Source organism: Haloechinothrix salitolerans (assembly GCF_042662605.1).
In the GTDB taxonomy this organism is placed as follows: Bacteria; Actinomycetota; Actinomycetes; order Mycobacteriales; family Pseudonocardiaceae; genus Haloechinothrix_A; species Haloechinothrix_A salitolerans.
Genome location: NZ_JBHSXX010000001.1, coordinates 5963251 through 5982145, shown reverse-complemented (window position 1 = coordinate 5982145; position 18895 = coordinate 5963251). Strand labels below are relative to the sequence as shown.

At 66.5% G+C, this 18895-nt stretch carries 19 protein-coding genes; 13 read left to right on the top strand and 6 right to left on the bottom strand.

Translation table 11 applies throughout. The features are described 5' to 3' along the window. Positions 1 to 61 precede the first annotated feature (61 nt). The 4 genes from ACFQGD_RS28510 to ACFQGD_RS28495 all read left to right on the top strand — a co-directional run bounded on the left by ACFQGD_RS28510 (position 62) and on the right by ACFQGD_RS28495 (position 4998). The gene (locus ACFQGD_RS28510; protein ID WP_345406369.1) at positions 62 to 1360 is read left to right on the top strand and encodes an ABC transporter substrate-binding protein; all 1299 of its coding nucleotides are present in this window, start codon (positions 62 to 64) and stop codon (positions 1358 to 1360) included. A gap of 75 nt (positions 1361 to 1435) precedes the next feature. Beyond that, positions 1436 to 2416, top strand: coding sequence for a carbohydrate ABC transporter permease (locus tag ACFQGD_RS28505; protein WP_345406372.1), 981 nt, complete (start codon positions 1436 to 1438; stop codon positions 2414 to 2416). Further along, positions 2413 to 3330: a carbohydrate ABC transporter permease gene (locus ACFQGD_RS28500; protein ID WP_345406375.1), complete on the top strand. Its 918-nt coding sequence runs from the start codon at positions 2413 to 2415 to the stop codon at positions 3328 to 3330. Before ACFQGD_RS28505 ends, ACFQGD_RS28500 begins: the two co-directional genes overlap by 4 nt. Before the next feature lie 285 nt (positions 3331 to 3615). After that, on the top strand, positions 3616 to 4998 hold the full coding sequence (locus tag ACFQGD_RS28495; protein WP_345406378.1) for an ATP-binding protein: 1383 nt from the start codon (positions 3616 to 3618) through the stop codon (positions 4996 to 4998). 1 nt (position 4999) lies between these two features. On the opposite strand, the gene corA is transcribed toward ACFQGD_RS28495, so the two are convergent. Then, positions 5000 to 6088 carry a magnesium/cobalt transporter CorA gene (corA, locus tag ACFQGD_RS28490; RefSeq protein ID WP_345406381.1) on the bottom strand — a complete coding sequence of 363 codons (1089 nt, stop codon included), beginning with the start codon at positions 6086 to 6088 and terminating at the stop codon, positions 5000 to 5002. 248 nt (positions 6089 to 6336) lie between these two features. On the opposite strand from corA, the gene ACFQGD_RS28485 reads away from it, so the two are divergent. Together ACFQGD_RS28485 and ACFQGD_RS28480 are read left to right on the top strand one after the other, a co-directional pair. Next, positions 6337 to 6840 (top strand): MaoC family dehydratase, encoded by a 504-nt coding sequence (locus tag ACFQGD_RS28485; RefSeq protein ID WP_345406384.1) that lies wholly within the window; start codon positions 6337 to 6339, stop codon positions 6838 to 6840. After that, on the top strand, positions 6833 to 7933 hold the full coding sequence (locus ACFQGD_RS28480; protein ID WP_345406387.1) for a DUF2332 domain-containing protein: 1101 nt from the start codon (positions 6833 to 6835) through the stop codon (positions 7931 to 7933). Before ACFQGD_RS28485 ends, ACFQGD_RS28480 begins: the two co-directional genes overlap by 8 nt. A 146-nt stretch (positions 7934 to 8079) precedes the next feature. Here ACFQGD_RS28480 and ACFQGD_RS28475 read toward each other — a convergent pair whose 3' ends face one another. Further along, positions 8080 to 8502: an NUDIX hydrolase gene (locus tag ACFQGD_RS28475; RefSeq protein ID WP_345406390.1), complete on the bottom strand. Its 423-nt coding sequence runs from the start codon at positions 8500 to 8502 to the stop codon at positions 8080 to 8082. Positions 8503 to 8649: 147 nt separating this feature from the next. On the opposite strand from ACFQGD_RS28475, the gene ACFQGD_RS28470 reads away from it, so the two are divergent. From ACFQGD_RS28470 to ACFQGD_RS28450, 5 genes are all read left to right on the top strand, one after another. Then, positions 8650 to 8808, top strand: a complete 159-nt coding sequence (locus ACFQGD_RS28470; protein WP_345406622.1) for a hypothetical protein — start codon at positions 8650 to 8652, stop codon at positions 8806 to 8808. A gap of 10 nt (positions 8809 to 8818) precedes the next feature. Further along, positions 8819 to 9385, top strand: a complete 567-nt coding sequence (locus ACFQGD_RS28465) for a PH domain-containing protein (RefSeq protein WP_345406393.1) — start codon at positions 8819 to 8821, stop codon at positions 9383 to 9385. A gap of 22 nt (positions 9386 to 9407) precedes the next feature. Further along, positions 9408 to 10289 carry a PHP domain-containing protein gene (locus tag ACFQGD_RS28460; protein WP_390221156.1) on the top strand — a complete coding sequence of 294 codons (882 nt, stop codon included), beginning with the start codon at positions 9408 to 9410 and terminating at the stop codon, positions 10287 to 10289. Then, positions 10286 to 10906 (top strand): MarC family protein, encoded by a 621-nt coding sequence (locus tag ACFQGD_RS28455; RefSeq protein WP_345406399.1) that lies wholly within the window; start codon positions 10286 to 10288, stop codon positions 10904 to 10906. Before ACFQGD_RS28460 ends, ACFQGD_RS28455 begins: the two co-directional genes overlap by 4 nt. 117 nt (positions 10907 to 11023) lie before the next feature. Continuing rightward, on the top strand, positions 11024 to 11356 hold the full coding sequence (locus tag ACFQGD_RS28450) for a hypothetical protein (protein WP_345406402.1): 333 nt from the start codon (positions 11024 to 11026) through the stop codon (positions 11354 to 11356). Positions 11357 to 11370: 14 nt separating this feature from the next. Here the strand turns inward: ACFQGD_RS28450 and ACFQGD_RS28445 are convergent, their stop codons facing one another. The 3 genes from ACFQGD_RS28445 to ACFQGD_RS28435 form a co-directional block, all read right to left on the bottom strand. Beyond that, a complete protein-coding gene (locus tag ACFQGD_RS28445) occupies positions 11371 to 13425 on the bottom strand; it encodes a M14 family metallopeptidase (RefSeq protein ID WP_345406405.1) in 2055 nt (684 codons plus the stop codon). Between the two features lie 279 nt (positions 13426 to 13704). Then, a complete protein-coding gene (locus tag ACFQGD_RS28440; RefSeq protein WP_345406408.1) occupies positions 13705 to 15015 on the bottom strand; it encodes an Rv3212 family protein in 1311 nt (436 codons plus the stop codon). 40 nt (positions 15016 to 15055) lie between these two features. Continuing rightward, the gene (locus tag ACFQGD_RS28435) at positions 15056 to 16717 is read right to left on the bottom strand and encodes a DEAD/DEAH box helicase (protein ID WP_345406411.1); all 1662 of its coding nucleotides are present in this window, start codon (positions 16715 to 16717) and stop codon (positions 15056 to 15058) included. A 353-nt stretch (positions 16718 to 17070) separates the two neighbouring features. On the opposite strand from ACFQGD_RS28435, the gene ACFQGD_RS28430 reads away from it, so the two are divergent. Together ACFQGD_RS28430 and ACFQGD_RS28425 are read left to right on the top strand one after the other, a co-directional pair. Then, a complete protein-coding gene (locus ACFQGD_RS28430; protein ID WP_345406414.1) occupies positions 17071 to 17733 on the top strand; it encodes a ferritin-like fold-containing protein in 663 nt (220 codons plus the stop codon). 94 nt (positions 17734 to 17827) lie between these two features. Then, the gene (locus tag ACFQGD_RS28425; RefSeq protein ID WP_345406417.1) at positions 17828 to 18052 is read left to right on the top strand and encodes a DUF3107 domain-containing protein; all 225 of its coding nucleotides are present in this window, start codon (positions 17828 to 17830) and stop codon (positions 18050 to 18052) included. Positions 18053 to 18098: 46 nt separating this feature from the next. Here ACFQGD_RS28425 and ACFQGD_RS28420 read toward each other — a convergent pair whose 3' ends face one another. Continuing rightward, positions 18099 to 18866 carry a TetR/AcrR family transcriptional regulator gene (locus ACFQGD_RS28420; RefSeq protein ID WP_345406420.1) on the bottom strand — a complete coding sequence of 256 codons (768 nt, stop codon included), beginning with the start codon at positions 18864 to 18866 and terminating at the stop codon, positions 18099 to 18101. Positions 18867 to 18895 lie beyond the last annotated feature (29 nt).

The window sequence follows — 18895 nt, the reverse complement described above, 5'->3', positions numbered from 1 at the left end:
GCCCAGTCACGACGCACCCGCATTTCGGAGACCGCGGGTTCAAGCAAGAGAAGGAGCGCGTATGCGATCACGAAACACACTGAGGATCGGCGCACTGGTGTTCGCCGGCTCCCTCGTGCTGAGCGGGTGCCTCGGCGCGGAACAAGGGGGAGACGGCGAGAACCAGCCGGTTGAGATCTTCGGTGGCATCACCGGCACCGAAGAAGCCAGGCTCGTCGAGGAGGCGGTCGCGGAGATCGAGGAAGCCACTGGGGTCGACGTCCAGTACCAGCCCTCCCGTGACTTCACCACGATCATTCGCAGCAGGGTCCGTGGTGGCGATGCCCCGGACATCGCGCTGTACCCGCAGCCGGGGCTGCTGTTGGACATGTCCAGCGACATCACGCCGCTCGACGACGTCGACGTCGGTCTCGACCAGGTCAGGGAGACGCTGATTCCCGGCTTCCTCGACTCGGCCACCAAGGACGGCAAGGTCTACGGCGCGCCGATCGATCAGGCGCCGAAGAGCCTCGTCTGGTACCCGAAGAAACCGTTCGAGCAGGCCGGCTACCAGGTGCCGACCACGCATCAGGAATTGCTCGACCTCACCGAGCGGATCAAGGACGACGGCGAGACGCCATGGTGCATCGGCATCGAGTCCGGGCCGGACACCGGCTGGCCAGCCACCGACTGGCTGGAGGACTACGTGCTGCGCACCGCGGGCCCTGAGGCCTACGACCAGTGGGTCAACGGTGAGCTGAAGTTCAATAGCCCGGAGATCACCGAGGCCGCCGAGACCGTTGGTGAGATCATGCTGACCGAGGGCAACGTTCAGGGCGGTGGCAAGGCCATCGTCAACACCCCGTTCGGTGAGTCGTCGGAGCGGCTGTTCGAGGACCCGCCCGGCTGTTACCTCCACCGGCAGGCGAGCTTCATCACCAGCTTCTTCCCGGACAAGGTGCAGGAAAACCTGGACGAGGAGGCTGGGGTGTTCGTGCTGCCGCCGGTTGAGGACGGCTACGACGGCACGCCGATTCTCGGCAGCGGCAACTTCGCCGCGCTGCTGAACTCGGAGAACGAGAACGCGATCAAGGTCATGGAGTACTTGATCTCGGACAAGTTCGGCACGCCGCGCTACGAGGCAGGCGGCATCCTCTCGCCGCACACCACGTTCGACACGTCGAAGTACCCGGACGAGGTCACTCAGCAGATCGCGGATCAGGTCAACGAGGCGGACGTGTTCCGGTTCGATGGCTCTGACCTGATGCCCGCTGAGGTGGGCACCGGCAGCTTCTGGACCGGCATGGTCGACTGGATCGGCGGTCGGAAGGACCTCGACGCCGTGTTGTCCGACATCGACGAGAGCTGGCCGAGCAGCTGACCAGAGCGGCTGCGAGTGCGGGGCGCCTGGTGACCCGGCCGGCCCCCCGTCACTCGCGGAAAGGGTGGCGAGAAGATGCTCAAGGCGATCAACGCGCTGCTGGCGGTCCTCGCTGGTGTCGGCGGCGGGTTCGCGCTGTATCTGATTCTGAACTGGCTAGTTGAGCGGTTACCCGGCCGGTGGGAAGACCGGATCAAGCCGTACATCTTCATCGGGCCCGCGATCGTGTTCGTCACGATCTTTCTCGTCTACCCGGCGTTGCGGACGGCGTATCTGAGCTTCTTCGACGACGACGGCGAGGAGTTCGTCGGCTTGGCGAACTACGTCGACCTGCTCGGCGAGTCGTCGTTCCTCAACGCGCTGTTCAACAACGTGCTGTGGCTGATCGTGGTGCCAGCGGGCGTAGTGATCGCCGGGCTGATCGTCGCGGTGTTGGCCGACCAGTTGTCCACACGCGGCGAGAACACGGTCAAGTCGTTCATCTTCTTGCCGATGGCGATCAGTTTCGTCGGCGCGAGCACGATCTGGCGGTTCGTCTATGCGTTCGAGCCGGAGGGCAGGCCGCAGATCGGGCTGCTCAACGCGGTGTGGACGTTCTTCGGCGGCGATCCGGTCGCCTGGATCCAGAACGACTCATTCCGGTTGAACTCGTTCCTGCTCATGGTCATCATGATCTGGTTGCAGACCGGGTTCGCCATGGTGCTGCTTTCAGCGGCGATCAAGAACGTGCCGACGGAGACGGTCGAGGCGGCGAGGATCGACGGCGCCTCCGAGATCCAGATCTTCTTCCAGGTCGTTGTGCCGCAGATCTGGTCGACCGTGGTCACGGTCTTCGTCACGGTGCTGATCCTGACGTTGAAGATCTTCGACATCATCTACGTCATGACCGGTGGTCGGTTCAACACCGATGTCATCGGTAACCGCTTCATCACCGAGCTGATCAACTTCGGCAGGGACGGCAGGGCATCGGCCATCGTGGTGATGCTGCTGGTGGCCGTGATCCCCGTGATGATCTACCAGGTGCGCCAGTTCCGGCAGATGGAGGCGACGCGATGACAACGACGACACCACCGCTCGCACCGGAGGCCGAGGTTTCGGAACCGGCCAAGCCCAGCGGGGGCAAGCCCCGTCGCGGCATCGGCACGATCATTGTCCGGGTCGCGTTGCTCGCGATGGTGCTGGCGTGGACGATCCCCACCATCGGGCTGCTCGTGACATCGGGGCGGGAGCCGGACGTCGTCTCGAACTCGGGTTGGTGGACCGTGTTGTCCTCGCCGCTCGACTTCACCCAGTGGACGGCGCAGAACTACGACGAGGTGCTGACGGCGCAGGGCATGGGCAATGCCTTCCTGAACAGCCTCGTCGTGACCATCCCAGCCACGGTCATCCCCATCCTGGTCGCGGCGTTCGCGGCTTACGCCTTCACGTTCATGAAGTTCCCCGGTCGGGACTTCTTCTTCATCATGCTTGTTGGGTTGCTCGTGGTCCCGTTGCAGGTCGCGTTCATCCCGTTGCTGCAGATTTTCGGGGAGATCGGCATCGTCGGGACGTTTCCCGCGGTGTGGCTTGCGCACGCCGCGTTCGGGATGCCGCTCGCGGTGTATCTACTGCGGAACTACATGGAAGGGCTGCCTGGCGAGGTCATCGAATCCGCGAAGGTCGATGGCGCCAGTCATTTCGTCACGTTCTGGCGGCTGATCATACCGATGTCCACACCCGCGCTCGCGGCGTACGCGATCTTTCAGTTCCTGTGGGTGTGGAACGACCTCCTAGTGGCGCTGATCTTTCTCGGACCGGGCGAGAACGAGGTCGTGACGGTCAATCTGAGCACGTTGGTCGGCACCCTCGGCTCGGACTGGCACCTGCTCACGGCGGCGGCGTTCATCACGATGATCGTGCCGATGGTCGTGTTCCTGACGCTGCAACGCTACTTCGTCCGAGGCCTTACGGCGGGCTCGGTGAAGGGATAGACGTCTCCTCGACGGCGCGCCTGTCGGCGGCTGGTCGGGCGATCCCCGCCAGCCGCCGACAGGTGTGGTTCGGCGCGCCGCGCAGCCAGCCCGCGCCTGCGCATCCACCCGCGCCGCTTCGCCAGGTTTGTTGCGTCGCGAATCGGACATTCGACGTCTAACCGGGTGCGGATCGCGCAACACCCCTGGCGAAGCAGTGTCACAGCTTGGTATGACGTGGGACACTGCAAACTGTTTGTGGTACAAAGAGATTGTACTACAAACAGTTTGTGCTATCGTCGGCATGTGGAACTGATCGGGCGCCACCGCGAACGACGGGCGCTGGCTGCCGCCTGGGAGCGGTCGCAAGCGGGAGATCCCCAGCTTGCCGTTGTGTGGGGGCGACGGCGGGTCGGCAAGACCTATCTCTTGACGGATCTTGCTGAGGGAACGCGGTCGGTGTACTTCACCGCCACGCGCCAGGACAGCGAAGAACGCCAGCTCCAGCGGTTCACTGACCGGCTGCGTGAACAGCTCGGTGAGACGGTGACGGACCTGATGACAGGTCCGTTTCCAGATTGGGAAGCTGCGCTGCGGTTTGTCGCACGTCTCGCCGAGCACGAGCCGCTGCTTGTCGTCATCGATGAAGCCCCGCGTCTGAACTCCGCCGCTGGTGACTTCGGCGATCTGGTGTCAGCGGTGTGGGAGAACCACATCCGTGATCAGTCGCTGATGCTGGTGCTGTCCGGCTCGGCGGTTGCCGTGATGGAGGAAATGCTTGGCCCGCACGGCGGACTTCACCGGCGGCCCAGTGTTGAGCTGCGAATGGATCCATTCTCATTCGCGGATGCGGCGGCGTTCTTGCCTGAGTTGAACGGCGAGGAGTTCGTGCAGGCTTACGCCGCGTGCGGTGGCTATCCGCTGCACCTCCGTCGATGGTCTACTGGCTTGACGGTCGAGGAGAATCTGGCGGAGATGGCGTTCAGCCCTGGCGGCTTGTTGCTCCGGGACGCGCCGGACATTCTCAGTGAGGATCTTGACTGGCGCGGCGGTTATGAGCGGGTGCTCGTTGCGATGTCCGGTGGCGCGCGGCGGCGTTCGCGGATCGCGGGACGGGCGCAGCAACGTATTGACTACACGTTGGATCGGCTGCGCAAGGCAGGGTACGTGCGGCAGGTGCGCCCGATTGGCGCCCACGCAAGTGCTGATCCGATGTACGAGATCGGTGACGACTATCTGGCCTTCTGGTTCGCGGTACTGCGCGATGACGCCGACTTGATCGAGGGCGACCAAGGTCAGGCCGTACGGCATCGGACGACAGGAACCTGGCACAAACACATCGGACGGGTGCTGGAATCGGCTGCCCGCGACCATGTGCGGCGCATGGTCGCGGATGGCGACCTGTCGCCGGATGCCGTCGTCGGACGCTGGTGGCAAGACGAGGTCGCGGAGGTCGACGTCTGCGCCATCGGTGCCGACGAGAACCCGGTGTTGATCGGTGAGTGCAAGTGGCAGACGAGTGCGTTCTCGCGCAGGGACCTCGTTGACCTGCGGCGTAAAGCTGCGCTGATCGGTGGTCCTGACGCTGCTCCGCTGTTCGCGTTCTGGAGCCGTGGTGGTGCGGACGACCTCGCTGCGGCCAACGACGACGTCCGCAGCTACACCTGCGACGACCTCGTCGCTCGCTGATCTACAACCAGTGGTTGCGCCGGAAGATGCGGAACAGCATCACGCAGATCAGCAGGATGCCGATCAGCACCGCCGGGTAACCGTATCGCCACTGCAACTCGGGCATGTACTGGAAGTTCATTCCGTAGATCCCCGCGATCGCGGTGGGCACGGCGAACATCGCGGCCCATGCGGTGATCTTGCGCATGTCGACGTTCTGCTGCAGCGAAATCTTCGCGACCGTGGCGTCGACCAGGGTCGTCAGCAGCTCGTTGGCGCTGCCGATGCGTTCGGACACCGTGGTGAGGTGGTCGTCGACGTCGCGGAAGTACGACCGCACGTCGTCCGGTACCAGCCTGCTGTAGCCCTCCGCGAGCCGTCGCAGCGGCGTCGCCAGTGGCAGCACCGCCCGCCGCAGCTCAAGCACCTCGCGCTTCATCAGGTAGATCTGCTCCGCCGACACCAGTGACCTCGGCGCGAATACCTCGTCTTCCAGTTCGTCGACGTCGTGCTCGATACGTTCGGAGACGTCGAGGTAGTGGTCGACGACCGTGTCGGCGATGGCGTGTAGCACCGAGGACGGCCCCTGCCGCAGGCGTTCGGGGTCGTTGTCCAGCTCGCGGCGGAGTCGCGCGAGTCCGGAGTGCTGACCGTGACGCACCGTGACGATGAAGTCCTTGCCGAGGAAGGCCATCAGCTCGCCGGTCTCGACGATCTCGTTGGCGGTCGTCGGGGACTCGTGCGCGATGTAGCGCACGGTCTTGAGCACCATGAACAGGCTGTCTTCATAGCGATCCAGCTTGGGCCGCTGGTGCGCGTGCACCGCGTCCTCGACGGCGAGCTCGTGCAGGCCGAAGGTGTCCGCTACGCCCTGGATCTGTTCGGAGTTCGGTTCATGCAGTCCGATCCATACGAACGCGTTGTCGCGGGCGCGGGCCTCCGCGATGGCGTCGCCATGTGCCCACTTGCCGGGCAGGCGCTCGCCGTCGACGTAGACCCCGCAGTCGACGACGGACGCCGAGAGCGGAACGGGATCCGGCTGCCGCGCGGGTGTTCGTGACCGGCCGTAACCGCGACCGCGCAGGCCGCTGAACGGACGAATCGCCGCCATGATCCCTCCAACCGTGCTCCTCGTTTAGTGTGTCGGCAACGCCGCTTAGGTCGAGAGACCGACGGGGAGGTCAACGACGATATCCCGGCAGCCCCTTTCGATCCGCGTGACAACTGATAGACACCGATCATCGAGCCTACTCCAGCGACAGGGCATGATGTCTGGCAGAGACAGGCGGGTGCCGATTGCGGGTTACCCCGTGTGATCTTCGCACGGGCCTGCTCGCGCGACACAAGGAGGAACAAAGAGTGCAGTTCGGCCGCTATTTCGAGGAGTTCGAGGTCGGCGCGGTGTATAAGCACTGGCCGGGCAAGACGGTGACCGAGTACGACGACCACCTGTTTTGCCTGCTCACCATGAACCACCATCCGCTGCACATGGACAGCCACTACGCGGCCGAGACCACCGACTTCGGCAAGAACGTCGTCGTCGGCAACTACATCTACTCGCTGCTGCTCGGCATGTCCGTCGCCGACGTCTCCGGCAAGGCGATCGCCAACCTCGAGGTGGAGTCGCTCAAACACGTCAAGCCGACGTTCCACGGCGACACCATCTACGGCGAGACCGAGGTCCTGGACAAAACGCCGTCGAAGTCCAAGGACGACCGAGGCGTCGTCTACGTCGAGACCCGCGGCTATAACCAGGACGGCACGATCGTCTGCGTGTTCCGCCGCAAGGTCATGGTCCCCAAGCAGTCCTACGGCGAAGCGCGCGGCGGCGAGCAACCTGGGCGCCCGGTGCCGCATGAGTAGCGCGAACGACGTTGGGGCGGCCCGGCGCGGTCTGACGGCATTCGCCGACCGCGCCGAGGCGTCCTCACCGCTGTATGCCCACCTCGCCAGCAAAGCCGCCGAGGACGACGATGTCGCCGGTCTGCTCGCCGCCGCCCCCGACCCGGACGGCGAGCTGCTGCTCGCGGTGGCGCACCGGCTGCTGCAAGCCGACCCGATTCACCCGTTGACCAGGTACTACCCGACACCGGGCGGGTTCGATGGCGTGGACGCCGAGACGTGGCCGATGTTTCGCACCTTCCTGCTGGAACGCGCCGAGAAGGCACGCGAGCTGCTGGTGTCGCGCACCGTCCGCAACAACGACGTCCAGCGCGCGACGCTGCTGTATCCGGCGTTGAGCGCGGTGTCCAAGCAGGCCAAGGGCACGCTCGTGCTCATCGAGGTCGGCGCGTGCGCCGGGCTGCTGCTCGGGCTGGACAAGTTCGGCTACCGCTACCACGGCGACGGCGGCGAGCAGTTCACGGCGGGGCCGACCAAGACCCCCGTCGGCCTGCACTGTGCGGTCGAGGGCCCGGGCTTCAGCGGACCCAAGAAGAAGCTGCCGCTCGGCGAGCGGGTCGGGATCGACCCCGCGCCGGTCGACGTCTCCGACGAGGACGAGCTGGCTTGGTTGGATGCCTGCATCTGGGCTGACCAGCCGGAACGCGTCCGGCTGCTGCGTACCGCCGCCGCTGCCCAGGCCAAGAACCCGCCGGACGTCGTCGCTGGGGACGGTGCGGCTGACCTCGCCTCGGTGACGGAGCGGCTGCCGTCCGACGCGCCGCTGGTGGTCATGAACAGCAACACCATGGCGCACATGGGCGAGCAGGGGCGCACGGAGTACGTCGCGGCGCTGGCGGCGTTGGCCGAGCAGCGACCACTCTGGTGGGTGAGTCACGAGCCGTATGAGCAGGGGATCGCCGAGGTGCTGCCCGGCAGGGACGACCTGTCGCCGGGCGGGGGCGAGCCGCTGTTCGGGGTGCTGAGCATCGCGCGTTGGTCCGACGGTGAACCTGACGTCACGGTGCTGGCCACCACCGATCTCCATGGCGGCCGGATGACGTGGCTCGGCTGAGCGACGTCTAGCTTCAGGCGAGTGGCTGACCGCGCGTGTCCTGATAGTCATGCCGCGCCGAACTCGCCTTCTCGTACGAATCGGTGTCCCCCATCCGCGTGAGAGACACCACAGTGTCGCGATCGCGGCATGATCCACGGCGTCTTCTAGGTCCGTCGTGGCCCAGTTGGCAGCGCGTGCCAGCTACGTAGAGTCGCGGTAAGCCCGTCGACGAGGTCGCCGTTTCGGTCGAGAGCGTCGTACTCATCCCGGTCAAACCACCGGGCGTCCTCGGCGTCATCACCGGCTCGCAGCGCACCCGCGACGACCGTGCAGAAGTAGTCATGTATCTCGTACCTGCCCCGCGTGACGATTCCGGCGAGCGAGGCGGGGTTGACCGTCAATCCGGTTTCTTCTCGCAGCTCACGGGCCACGGCGTCGGTCATGAGCTCGCCACTGAGTAGCCTGCCTCCTGGCAATGACCACTTTCCCGCCGAGGGTTCCCGCCCCCGCCGTACGAGTAGCAGCCTCCCACTGGCATCGTGAACGACGCCACCGGCACAGCGGATAATGGATTGCCCGCGAGGCATAGCCACAGAGAGTAGTTGTTCGGTAGCATAATCGTCGAGCGCTGCCCCGAGCGCGCGACTTTGCTCGGATATCAGCGCTCAGTGCGGTACAACGAGAAGTGGTTAGCCACAGGTACTACTGAAAGACGGGGTCTGATCGTCGTGGACGTGAAGAAGTTGGCCATCGTGGCCGGAACCCTACTCGTGCTGTTCTTCGTCATCACACAGCCAGGAAGCTCGGCTGCCCTCGTGCACAACATTCTCGGCATGCTCAGAGATGCCGCCGAGTCATTGATCACCTTCGTCAGCAACGTGTTCCAAGCCTAACGGTGTCGCATTGAGTCTCTTCGCGCCTCGCGATCCGGACGAGTACCTACTCGACACCGAGCGCCGCGTGATCAGGATCAGGCGGCACTGGGCCACGCTGCTGTGGGACAGCTTCGAGTCGGCTGCCCTGCTGGCCATCGCGGTGATGGTGTCGTACCTGCTCCCGCCGTCGCTGTGGGTGCTGCAGAACGTGCTGTGGTACGCGGCGTTGCTTGTCATCCTGCGGTTCATCTGGATCGTGATGGAGTGGTGGGTCGAGACCCTCGTCGTCACCGACAAACGATTCATCATGACCAAGGGCATCTTCACGACGAAGGTCTTGATGATGCCCATCAGCAAGGTCACCGACCTCACCTACAAGCGGACAGCGGCCGGCAGGATGCTGGGCTACGGCACCGTCATCGTCGAGTCGGCCGGTCAGATCCAAGCCCTCAACCACATCGACTACCTGCCCAAACCGGAAGAGTTCTACGACACCATCTCGGAACTGGTCTTCGGCGACAAGAAGGCGCAGGCCGAGCGGTTTTCCATGATCAAGGCGCAGCGGGCGGCACGGGGTAAGCGTGCCGTGAAGTGACGCGGAATCGGGATCAGCGACACTGGTCGTCGTGAGTCCTCGCATCGACCTGCATACGCACTCCACCGCGTCCGACGGCACCGACACCCCTGCCGGCCTCGCCGCCGCCGCGGCCGCCGGCCTTGATGTCATCGCGATCACCGATCACGACACGACGGCTGGCTGGCGAGAGGCCAGTGCCGCACTGCCACCTGGGCTGACACTTGTCCCTGGTGCCGAGCTGTCGTGTGTGTCGGACGACGGCAGGGGCAGGCCGATCAGCGTGCACGTCCTCGCCTACCTGTTCAACCCTGACGCGCCGAGCATTGTGGGCGAGCAGCGCAGACTCCGCGCGGAGCGGCGGAGCAGACTGCGCGCCATGGCGGAGCGGATGGCCGCCGACGGCGTTCCCATCGACCCCGACGAACTTCTCGGCGCGCTCCCGGCCGACGCGCCAGCGGGACGCCCCCACTTGGCGCGGGCACTTGTCGACGCGGGGCTGGTGAACAGCGTCGACGAGGCGTTCGCGAGCTACCTCGGCAGCGGCAGGGGCTACTACGTCCCACGCAGCGACACGCCGGTGTTGCGGGCGATCGACATGATCAACGACGCGGGCGGCGTCACCGTCCTCGCTCATCCGCTCGCGCACTCGCGTGGGCCGACGGTGAGCCTGGAGACCATCGCGGAGATGGCCGCGCACGGGCTCACCGGCATCGAGGTCGACCACCCCAACCACGACCAGCCAACCCGCGAGAAGCTGCGGGCGCTCGCCGCCGAACTGGACTTACTGCCCACTGGGTCGAGCGACTACCACGGCACGAACAAGGACATTCCCATTGGCGCGGAGACAACCGACCCGCATGCGTTCGTCGACCTCGTCTCCCGGGCGACCGGCTGCGAGATCGTGGCGGGGGTGGCCGAATGAGCGAGTACTTCGACGTCGGCGTCTTCGTGACGGCGACGGTCACGCTGCTGGTCATCACGGACCCAACCGGCACCGTGCCGGTCTTCCTCAGCCTCACTGGACGTCGGTCCCCATCGGCACGCGCGAAGGCCGCAAGGCAGGCCGTGTTGGTGTCGCTGCTTGTCATCACGGTCTTCGCGGTGGCGGGCCAAGCGATCCTGACTTACCTCGGCATCGGCATCCCCGCGCTGCAGGGCGCTGGCGGGCTGTTGCTGCTCCTGGTCGCGCTTGACTTGCTCACCGGTCGCGGGAGCGCGACACCGGAGGCGGCGGAGGACGTCAATGTCGCGCTGGTCCCGCTTGGGACACCGCTGCTCGCCGGGCCGGGCGCGATCGCGGCGACCATCGTGTTCGTCCGGGAGGCCAGTGGCGACATCGGCGCGTATCTCGCCATCGCCGCGGCGATTCTGCTGGTGCACGTGGCGCTGTTCCTGTCGCTGCGCTATGCGGGCGTGGTGATCCGGTTGATCAAGGAAAGCGGCATCACGTTGGTGGCGAAGGTCGCGGGGCTGCTGCTCGCCGCGATCGCGGTGCAACTCGTCGCCGATTCGGTGCGCGGATTCATCGCGGGCGGCTAACGTCGGTGGCACGGCCGTGTCGGGGGACGTCCCGGCGTCGTCGGCGTGCCCGTTCCCGCGCCGTCAAGGGGGCCGTTACCCTTGCGTGCCGACACCAGACGGGGGACGGAGCGGGGAATGCGTGCGATGACGGTCAAGCGGGAGTGGCCGATGTATGAGCAGCCGCAGGGCGATAGCCGCGCGGGCGGGTTCTGGCGCGGCATGGCGGGCGCGGCTGCCGCGGGACTCCTGCTGCTCGCTCTGGCGCTGTTCGGGGTGACGATGTTCGCGCCGGAGCTTGGCGTGCGCGGCCCGGGCGCGGAGGTCCTGGCTGGCCACACCGTCGCCGCCGTGTTCGCCGTCGCCGGGGCGGTCCTTGCCGACCGGACGCGGGGGCTGCTGGCGTTCATCGGGATGGTCGGTGCGCTCGCCATCCCCACGATCACGCTCTGGTGGTTCTGGCTGAGCTGAGGACGCCGCGGTCGTCACCAGTTGGAGAAGCAGCGACGCAGCTTCGCCTTCACCTGCTCGCCCCGGTCGACGACGACCGGGATCCGCTCCAAGACCTCGCCGTCCTTCTCGCAGCTCAGTGTGTAGTTCTCGATCAACTGCCTCGGCACGGTCTTCGACTCCGTCGCGTAGAGCGAGCCGGTCACCGTGTAGCTCGGTGCCACCGAGGCGTAGTTGATCACGCGGAACACGTAGGTGCCCTGCTCCGGATGCTGCACCAGCGCCCGCTCTTTCTCACCGATGAACTGCCCGGACGAGGCGACCTGCCGCGAGCTCCCATCGGCTTCGCGGTAGTAGACCTCGAGGTCCATGTCGTCCGGCGTCGGCCAGTCCAGCGTGACCTCGAGCAGGTCCACGTCGGACTCCGTCACGGTGAACTCGTGGTCGACATGCTCGGTCGGCGCCGGGGTGGTGCCCTCGAAACTCTCCGAGTGCAGCGGCTCATCGGCGAGCACGTCGTACTGGCGGTCCATCACGATCGGCCGCGTCGATGGGTTGACGTGCCAGGAGAACTTGCCCTTCTCACCGACCCGCATCGTCGTCTCGATGGTGTCCGCGATGGACGACTCCCAGGTCGGCGTCGCGAACGACTTCGTAAGCCGCAGGGTCGCACCAGCGGGCGCCCTACCGGCTATCACTGAGTGGTTCTCGGTGTTGACGGCGTTCTCCAGCGCGATCAGGAACGCTTCCCGGTTGCCCTTGCCCTCGTACTCGCCAGCGCCAAGGTACTCATCGATGACCTCGGGATAGGGCGGGTGGAACTCGCTCTCCCCGATCTCGAAGGTGTAACCGAAGCCGCCGGTGGTGTTGTACGACCAGTCCTCCGTGGTGCCGGTGGTGTCGTAGAGCTCCCAGCCGTGGATGTTGCGGTAGCCATTCTGCGCGGCCATCTCCGCGCCGAGCGCCTTCAGCTCCTCCTCATCGTGCGGCTGACCGACCGGGTGTCCGTCGGGGCCGATGGTGTCCGGCTTGACGCCGTTGGGACGCAGCACCAGGTTCGAGAACGTGTGGTTGGTGATCAGCGTGGTCACCTGCCTGCTGCTCACCAGCTCGCGGATGTTCTGGGTCTCCGGCTCGGAGAACGGGCCAGCGCCCCGGTAGGTCGGGTCGAAGAACTCGGGCGACGCGCCTGGCCCGCCCCACAGCCCGCCGTAGTTGCGGTTGGTGTCGATACCGACGCCGAAGCCACCGTTGCTCGACGCGAGCGCGCACTCGCCCGCGAGCGGCTCCTGTCCGTCGACCATGCGGCAGTTCTTGCGCTTGTAGGCGTTGCCCGGCGTGCCGAGGATGGAGACCAGCCCGCCGTCGTCCAGCTCCCGCAGGTCGAGCAGCAGGCCGTCGTTGATCGACTTCTCGAAGCCGTCCGGGTTGGTTACCGGGATTACCAGTATGCGGGCTTTGTCCAGCAGATTCGTGATTCGCTCGTCGCTGCCGTCGTTGGTGACGAGGTCGTAGGCGAACTCCATCGTCAGCTCGCCGGACGGCCACTCGCGCGCGTGGTGCAGGCCCATGATGGCGAACACCGGCCTGCCGTCCTCGGCCTCGTGGACGTCGTGGCCGATTTCGATGCCGTGAACCGTCTTGCCCTCAAGAGACTTGTGCGGCAGCTCGAACGGCTTGACGATGTCCGGCCGCATGTCCGCCAGGTCGGCCATGTCGGCGTTGTAGTCGGCCAGCGTGCGGTACGTCGTCCGGCCGCTTGGCAGCGGTGACTCCGCCGTCGACGCCGCGTACTCATCGTTGATCTGGTTGACCTGCGCGGTGCGTAGGGCCATGTCCGGGACGCGGACGTCCCACGTGAAGCCAGCGGCGCTCAGCGCGTCGACGTCTTCGACGCTGTGCAGCACGACCTCGACGTAGTCGTGCCCGGCGTGTTCGGTGAGATCGAGTCCGAGGCGCTGGAGTCGTTCCTTGTCGGCTCGGGTCGGTGTGTCGACGGTGACGAGCTGCACCGCGAAGTCCGACGTCGAGGCGTGCGCTGGTGGCTGTCCGGTGTCGATCGCGCCCACGACGACGGCGGCCGCTGCCATCGTTGTGAGGGCAACACGAACTGGTCGGGATCGTCGGCCCATGGGGTCCCCTTTTTTCTTCGCAGGTCATGCGGAGGCGTTGTGGACCCAACGACGCGAACGTGAATTCGGTTACGGAATTCGGCGATCGTCGTTGTGGGCGCCCGGCTCGCCTGACCCTCGGCTGCAGGGAATGGTGCGAGGTGGCGAGCCGGACGCAGCGTGAACACTGTCAGCTCCGCCGCTCGCGCGAAGTCGGGAAACTACGCAAGCCGGTACGTATTTCTGGGGTGGGGACTTCTACCGCAGCGCCACCAGCGTGCCGCCGCGCTGTTCAAACAGCACCGGGCCCGCGGCGGCGAGGCGGATGGGGCCGGCGAGGCTGCCCTCGTCGCCGTTCTCGGCGCCGCCGTCGTTCCCCCGATCGACCGAGATGGTGCGCTCCACCTCGCCGGAGGGCTCGTCGATCACGGCGAGCCCGCCCCTGATCGGCAGCACCAACTCGCCGGCGAACAGCGTGCCGGTGCCGGTGGTGCCGTGCAGTGTCCAGCGCGGCCGCAGGTTCTTCGTGTCGAGCGCGATGGTGCTGGCACCGGCGGACCAGTACACGCCGCTACCGGTGCGCGCGACCGGTTCGACACGGCCCTCCGGGTCGCTGGTCAGCGCGGCGGCTGGCAGGTCGAGTGAGTACTGCGCGGTTTTGTTGCCGTTGCCGTCGTAGATGGCGAGCTTCTTGGCATCGCCGAACGCGACCGCGACCAGGTAGTCGTTCTCGTCGGACTCGTGCCGGTCAACGAGCGCGACGACCCTCGCGTTCTCGCTGTCCAGCAGCGTCGTGAAGAACACGTTGGGCTCGTCGCTCTTGGTTTCGCCGTCGACGGTGTTTGTGGTGCCGAACACGGTGAGCCGGTCGGTGGCGTCGTCGTCGCAGCGCTCGATCACACCGATCTTGCCTGACGCGACCGCCACCGAGCCGTAGTCGCACCCGGGGCGCGGCTGTCGACCTGGTTCGACCGGGGCGGGCACCTGGCCGTACTCCATGGTGCGGACCAGGTTCTGCGACCAGACGTTGAGCAGATTCTCGCCGGTTGTGACGGCATGCGAGCCGTCGTCGATCAGTCGCGTGCCCAGCTCGGCGTTGCCGTTGCGCTGTGCGGTGCGCTCGCCGGTGGCCATATCGAGCTGGGTGACCTCGCTGCACCAGTCCCCGGCAGGGCTGTGCCGCTCGTAGAGCGCCATCGCCGTCGACCAGGCGTCGGACACCGTGCACAGCTCACGGTCGCGCTCGTAGCGCCAGCGCTCCTGCCCGCTCAGCGGGTCGCGCCCAGTGACCGTGCCGCCGTCGCCGGTGACGACGGACGCTCCGTCGGTGACCGGTCTCGGCGTCGCCGCGCTCGGCGCCCGCCACGCTTCGGCGAAGCGTTCCGGCACATCGTCCGGCATGGCCAGCGGGCGCGGCTCGCCATCGGTCGTCTCCGCGTGGGTGGCTCTGCTGTCGCTGGTCAGCCACACCAGCACACCGGCGGTGACCACGGCGAGTGTGAGCAGGACGGCGACGACCCTGTTACGGATGCTCGTCCATGGTGAGCGGCGAGCCGGGTCGCTGCTCACCGTGGATGTTTTGTCCCTGCCAGCCGAACCCACAGGGTGCTCACTGGCTGCTGTCGCCGGCCTTGGCGTTGCCCGCGCCGTTGGTACTGCGACCGCGTCCTCGGCCGCCGCGCGTCCTGCGCCGCTTGGGACGCTGACCGTCGGCCGAGCCCTGAGCGGGGCCCTCCTGCTTCGGGCCCGCGTTGTTCTGCGCGCTCGTCGACGTCGAATCGCCGGACGACGCCGAGCGTGCCCCGCCGCGCGTGCGCTTGCGCGGCGTGCGCTGCCGAGTGGTCCGAGCCTGCTGCGAGGATCGGGACCGCGACGCGCTCGGTTTGCGCTTCCCGCCGAAGTCTTCCTCCTCCTCGGCGGCCAGCCCGGCCCGCGTGCGTTGCGACGCGGGCAGCCTGCCCGTCGCGTTCTCGGGGATGCCGAGATCCGCGAACAGGTGTGCCGACGTCGAGTATGTCTCGACCGGCACGTCAACGCCGAGGTTGAGCGCGTCCGAGATCAGCTTCCAGCGAGGCGTTTCATCCCAGTCGACCAGCGTGATCGCGACGCCCGTCTTGCCAGCGCGCCCCGTGCGGCCGATCCGATGCACGTAGGTCTTCTCGTCGTCCGGCGTCTGGTAGTTGATGACGTGCGTGACGTCGGTGACGTCGATGCCGCGCGCGGCGACGTCCGTCGCGACGAGAACGTCGATCTTGGCGGACCGGAATGCCCGCAGCGCCTGCTCGCGCGCGCCTTGGCCGAGGTCGCCGTGCACCGCGCCCGCGGCGAAACCGCGCTCGGTCAGGTCGTCGGCGACTTTCTGCGCGGTGCGCTTGGTGCGGGTGAAGATCATCGTCCTGCCCCTGCCCTCGGCCTGCAATGTCCGCGCGAGGAGTTCGGGCTTGTCCATGGCGTGGGCGCGGTAGACGAACTGTTCGGTGCGCTCGTGGATCGCGGTGTCGTCGACCTGCTCGGCACGGATGTGCGTCGGCTGGTGCAGGAACGTCCTCGCCAGCGTGAGGATCGGGCCCGGCATGGTCGCTGAGAACAGCATGGTTTGCCGCTTTTCGGGCACCATCCGCAGGATCCGCTCGATATCCGGCAAGAAGCCGAGGTCCAGCATCTCGTCGGCCTCGTCGAGCACCAGCGTGCCGACCTTGCCGAGCACGAGATGGCGCTGCTCGGCGAGATCGAGCAGCCTGCCGGGCGTGCCTATCACCAGGTCGACGCCCTGACGCAGCGCTTCGATCTGCGGCTCGTATGGCCGACCGCCGTAAATGGACAGGGTGCGCACGCCCAGGTACTTGCCCGCGTCGTGCAGGTCGTGGGTGACCTGGAGGCACAGCTCGCGGGTCGGCACGACGACCAGCGCCTGCGGCGTTCCGTCGCCCGGAAGAGTGAGACGCTGCAGCATCGGGACGCCGAAGCCCAGCGTCTTGCCGGTGCCGGTCCGCGCCTGGCCGATGATGTCCTCGCCCTTGAGCGCGAGCGGCAGTGTCATCTCCTGGATCGCGAAGGTGCGTTCGATGCCCGCCTCGGTGAGCGAGCGCACGATCTCGGGCCGGACGTCGAAGTCCGCGAACAGCGGCGCCTCCGGCTTGACGGGCGCGCCTGCCTGCAGTGGGTGGGACGGGTCGGTGTCGGGTACTCCTGCTTCGCTGTGTTCAAGTGTGACCGGGTCTAGCTCACGGTCATGGTTGGTCTCGGTTGTCAGCGTGATCGCCTCTCTCATCCAGCGCGCACAGTCGATGTCGTGGGGAACCGCACTGGGATCCAGAGTGTGCGCGCACACTTCCTCGCACCCGCCTCCACGCGGAGCGCGCCCGTGCATACACGGTCAGCCGGGCGAAAAGTCCTCAGGTGCGTGATTCGGTTCCCGGCCGGGTGCGATCGCTGCCGCCGTTCGCGGTCGACACGCACCCTGCGACCATCTCGCGGAGGCGATGCGATGGTCATCACTACGTAGTCTACCTGGTGCGGTGCGGCTGTCAGCGATTTGGTGAGATAACGCATCATCTTCTGAACTCTCGTGCGGGCCACGCACACGATGACGGGCGACACCCTAAAGTGGGAGGAGTGGGTGACGTGCGCGAAGTCAGCAGCCAGGAATCGGTGAGCGCGGGGGTCGTTGATCTGCTCGGGGTGCTCGCCTACGGCGAGTTGTCGGCGTTCGACCGGATGGCGGAGGATGCGCGCACCGCGCCGACGTTGGCGGGCAGAGCCGCGCTCGCGTCGATGGCCGCCGCCGAGATCGGCCACTACACGATGCTGGAGCGTCACCTCGCCGAACGCGGCGTCGACGTCGAGGAGGCGATGGCGCCGTTCATCGGCCACATCGACGACTTCCACATGTCCACCGCGCCGAAGTCGTGGCTGGAGTCGCTGGTCAAGGCGTACGTGGGGGATGGGCTCGCCGCCGACCTCTACCGGGAGGTCGCCACGTGGCTGGACGAGCCGACCAAGGAACTGGTGCTCGCGGTGCTGTCGGACACCGGACACTCGGCGTTCGCGGAGCGCGAAGTGGCGCAAGCTATCGCGGCGGACTCGACGGTGCGAGACCGGCTCGCGTTGTGGGGCCGCAGGTTGCTGGGCGAGGCACTCACCCAGGCGCAGTACGTCGTCGCCGAGCGGGATGGCCTCGCGGAGCTGATCGTGACCGGGACTGGCGATCTCTCGGGAATCGCGGGCCTGCTGCGACGGTTGCAGCAGAAACACCACAAGCGGATGCAGTCGCTCGGGCTGGGGTAGCCATCGGGCTGACCCGCCCGCCAGCACACCGTGAGGGCTGGAGTGGGATAGCCTTGCGGCGAGACGCAACCAAACGTGAACCAGGAGGACGCGCGTGGAGATCAAGATCGGCATTCAGGAGACTCCCCGCGAGCTCGTCGTGTCGAGCAGCCAGACGCCGGACGAGGTGGATGCGTTGATCTCCGAAGCGCTTGATTCGGACGACGGCCTGCTCCGGCTCACCGACGACAAGGGTCGCAAGTACATCGTGCCGAGCGGTCGGATCGCCTACGTCGAGATCGCGCCGTCCGATGTGCGCAAAGTCGGCTTCGCCAGCTAATTCTCGTGGCTCGGGCGCACGTGGCTGAGCCGGTGCGCCCGTCGCCCTAGGCGCCGCCGGTCGCCTTGCGCTCCGCCTCGCTCCAGACGTTGCGCATCCGCACTACCTTGTTGATCTCGAGCGGCTTGTTCGGCTCGATGACGACGCCCTTCTGCTGCATAATGCCATCGATCGCGCCCCAGATGATCTCGGTGGTGTACTCGACGATGCTGTCGCGGCCCATGGAGCGGCGATCCAACCACCACGTGCCGATGTTTTGCACTAGGCCGACTACGCCGTGCGCCCACGGCTCCGCCGCGCCTGAGTCAAGGCCGAACGCCCGCATGTAGTCGCCGAGGACGGCGGTGACCGACGTCGCGATCATCTCCTTGTCCTCGTGCACGATGTCCGAGTCGGGCAGCCGGTCGCCGGAGTGGCTCGGATGCACCAGCAGCCGGTAGAGGTTCGGGTACTCGTCGATCGTGGTGAAGAAGGCGTTGATGACGCTACGGATCCTCGGCACCGGGGCCAGTTCGTCGTTCAGCGCGGGCATGAGTCGGTTGAACAGGATCTTGGTGCCGTGCTGGCCGAGCGCGAGGTGCAGGTCAGCCTTATCGGTGAAGTGGCGGTAGAGCACCGGCTTGGTGACGCCCGCCTCGGCAGCGACGTCCTCCATGCCGAAGTCCGTCCCGTGTTTGTCCAGCGCACGCAGCGCGGCCTCGACGAACTCGGCGCGGCGCGCGATGCGGTGCTGCTTCCACCTGTCACGACGTGCGTCGCCGGTGCTTGCAGGCTGCTTGCTGCTGCTCTTGACACGATCGGGCATGGGGGTCATGCTACCAATTGGTAACCGTTACTATCGGT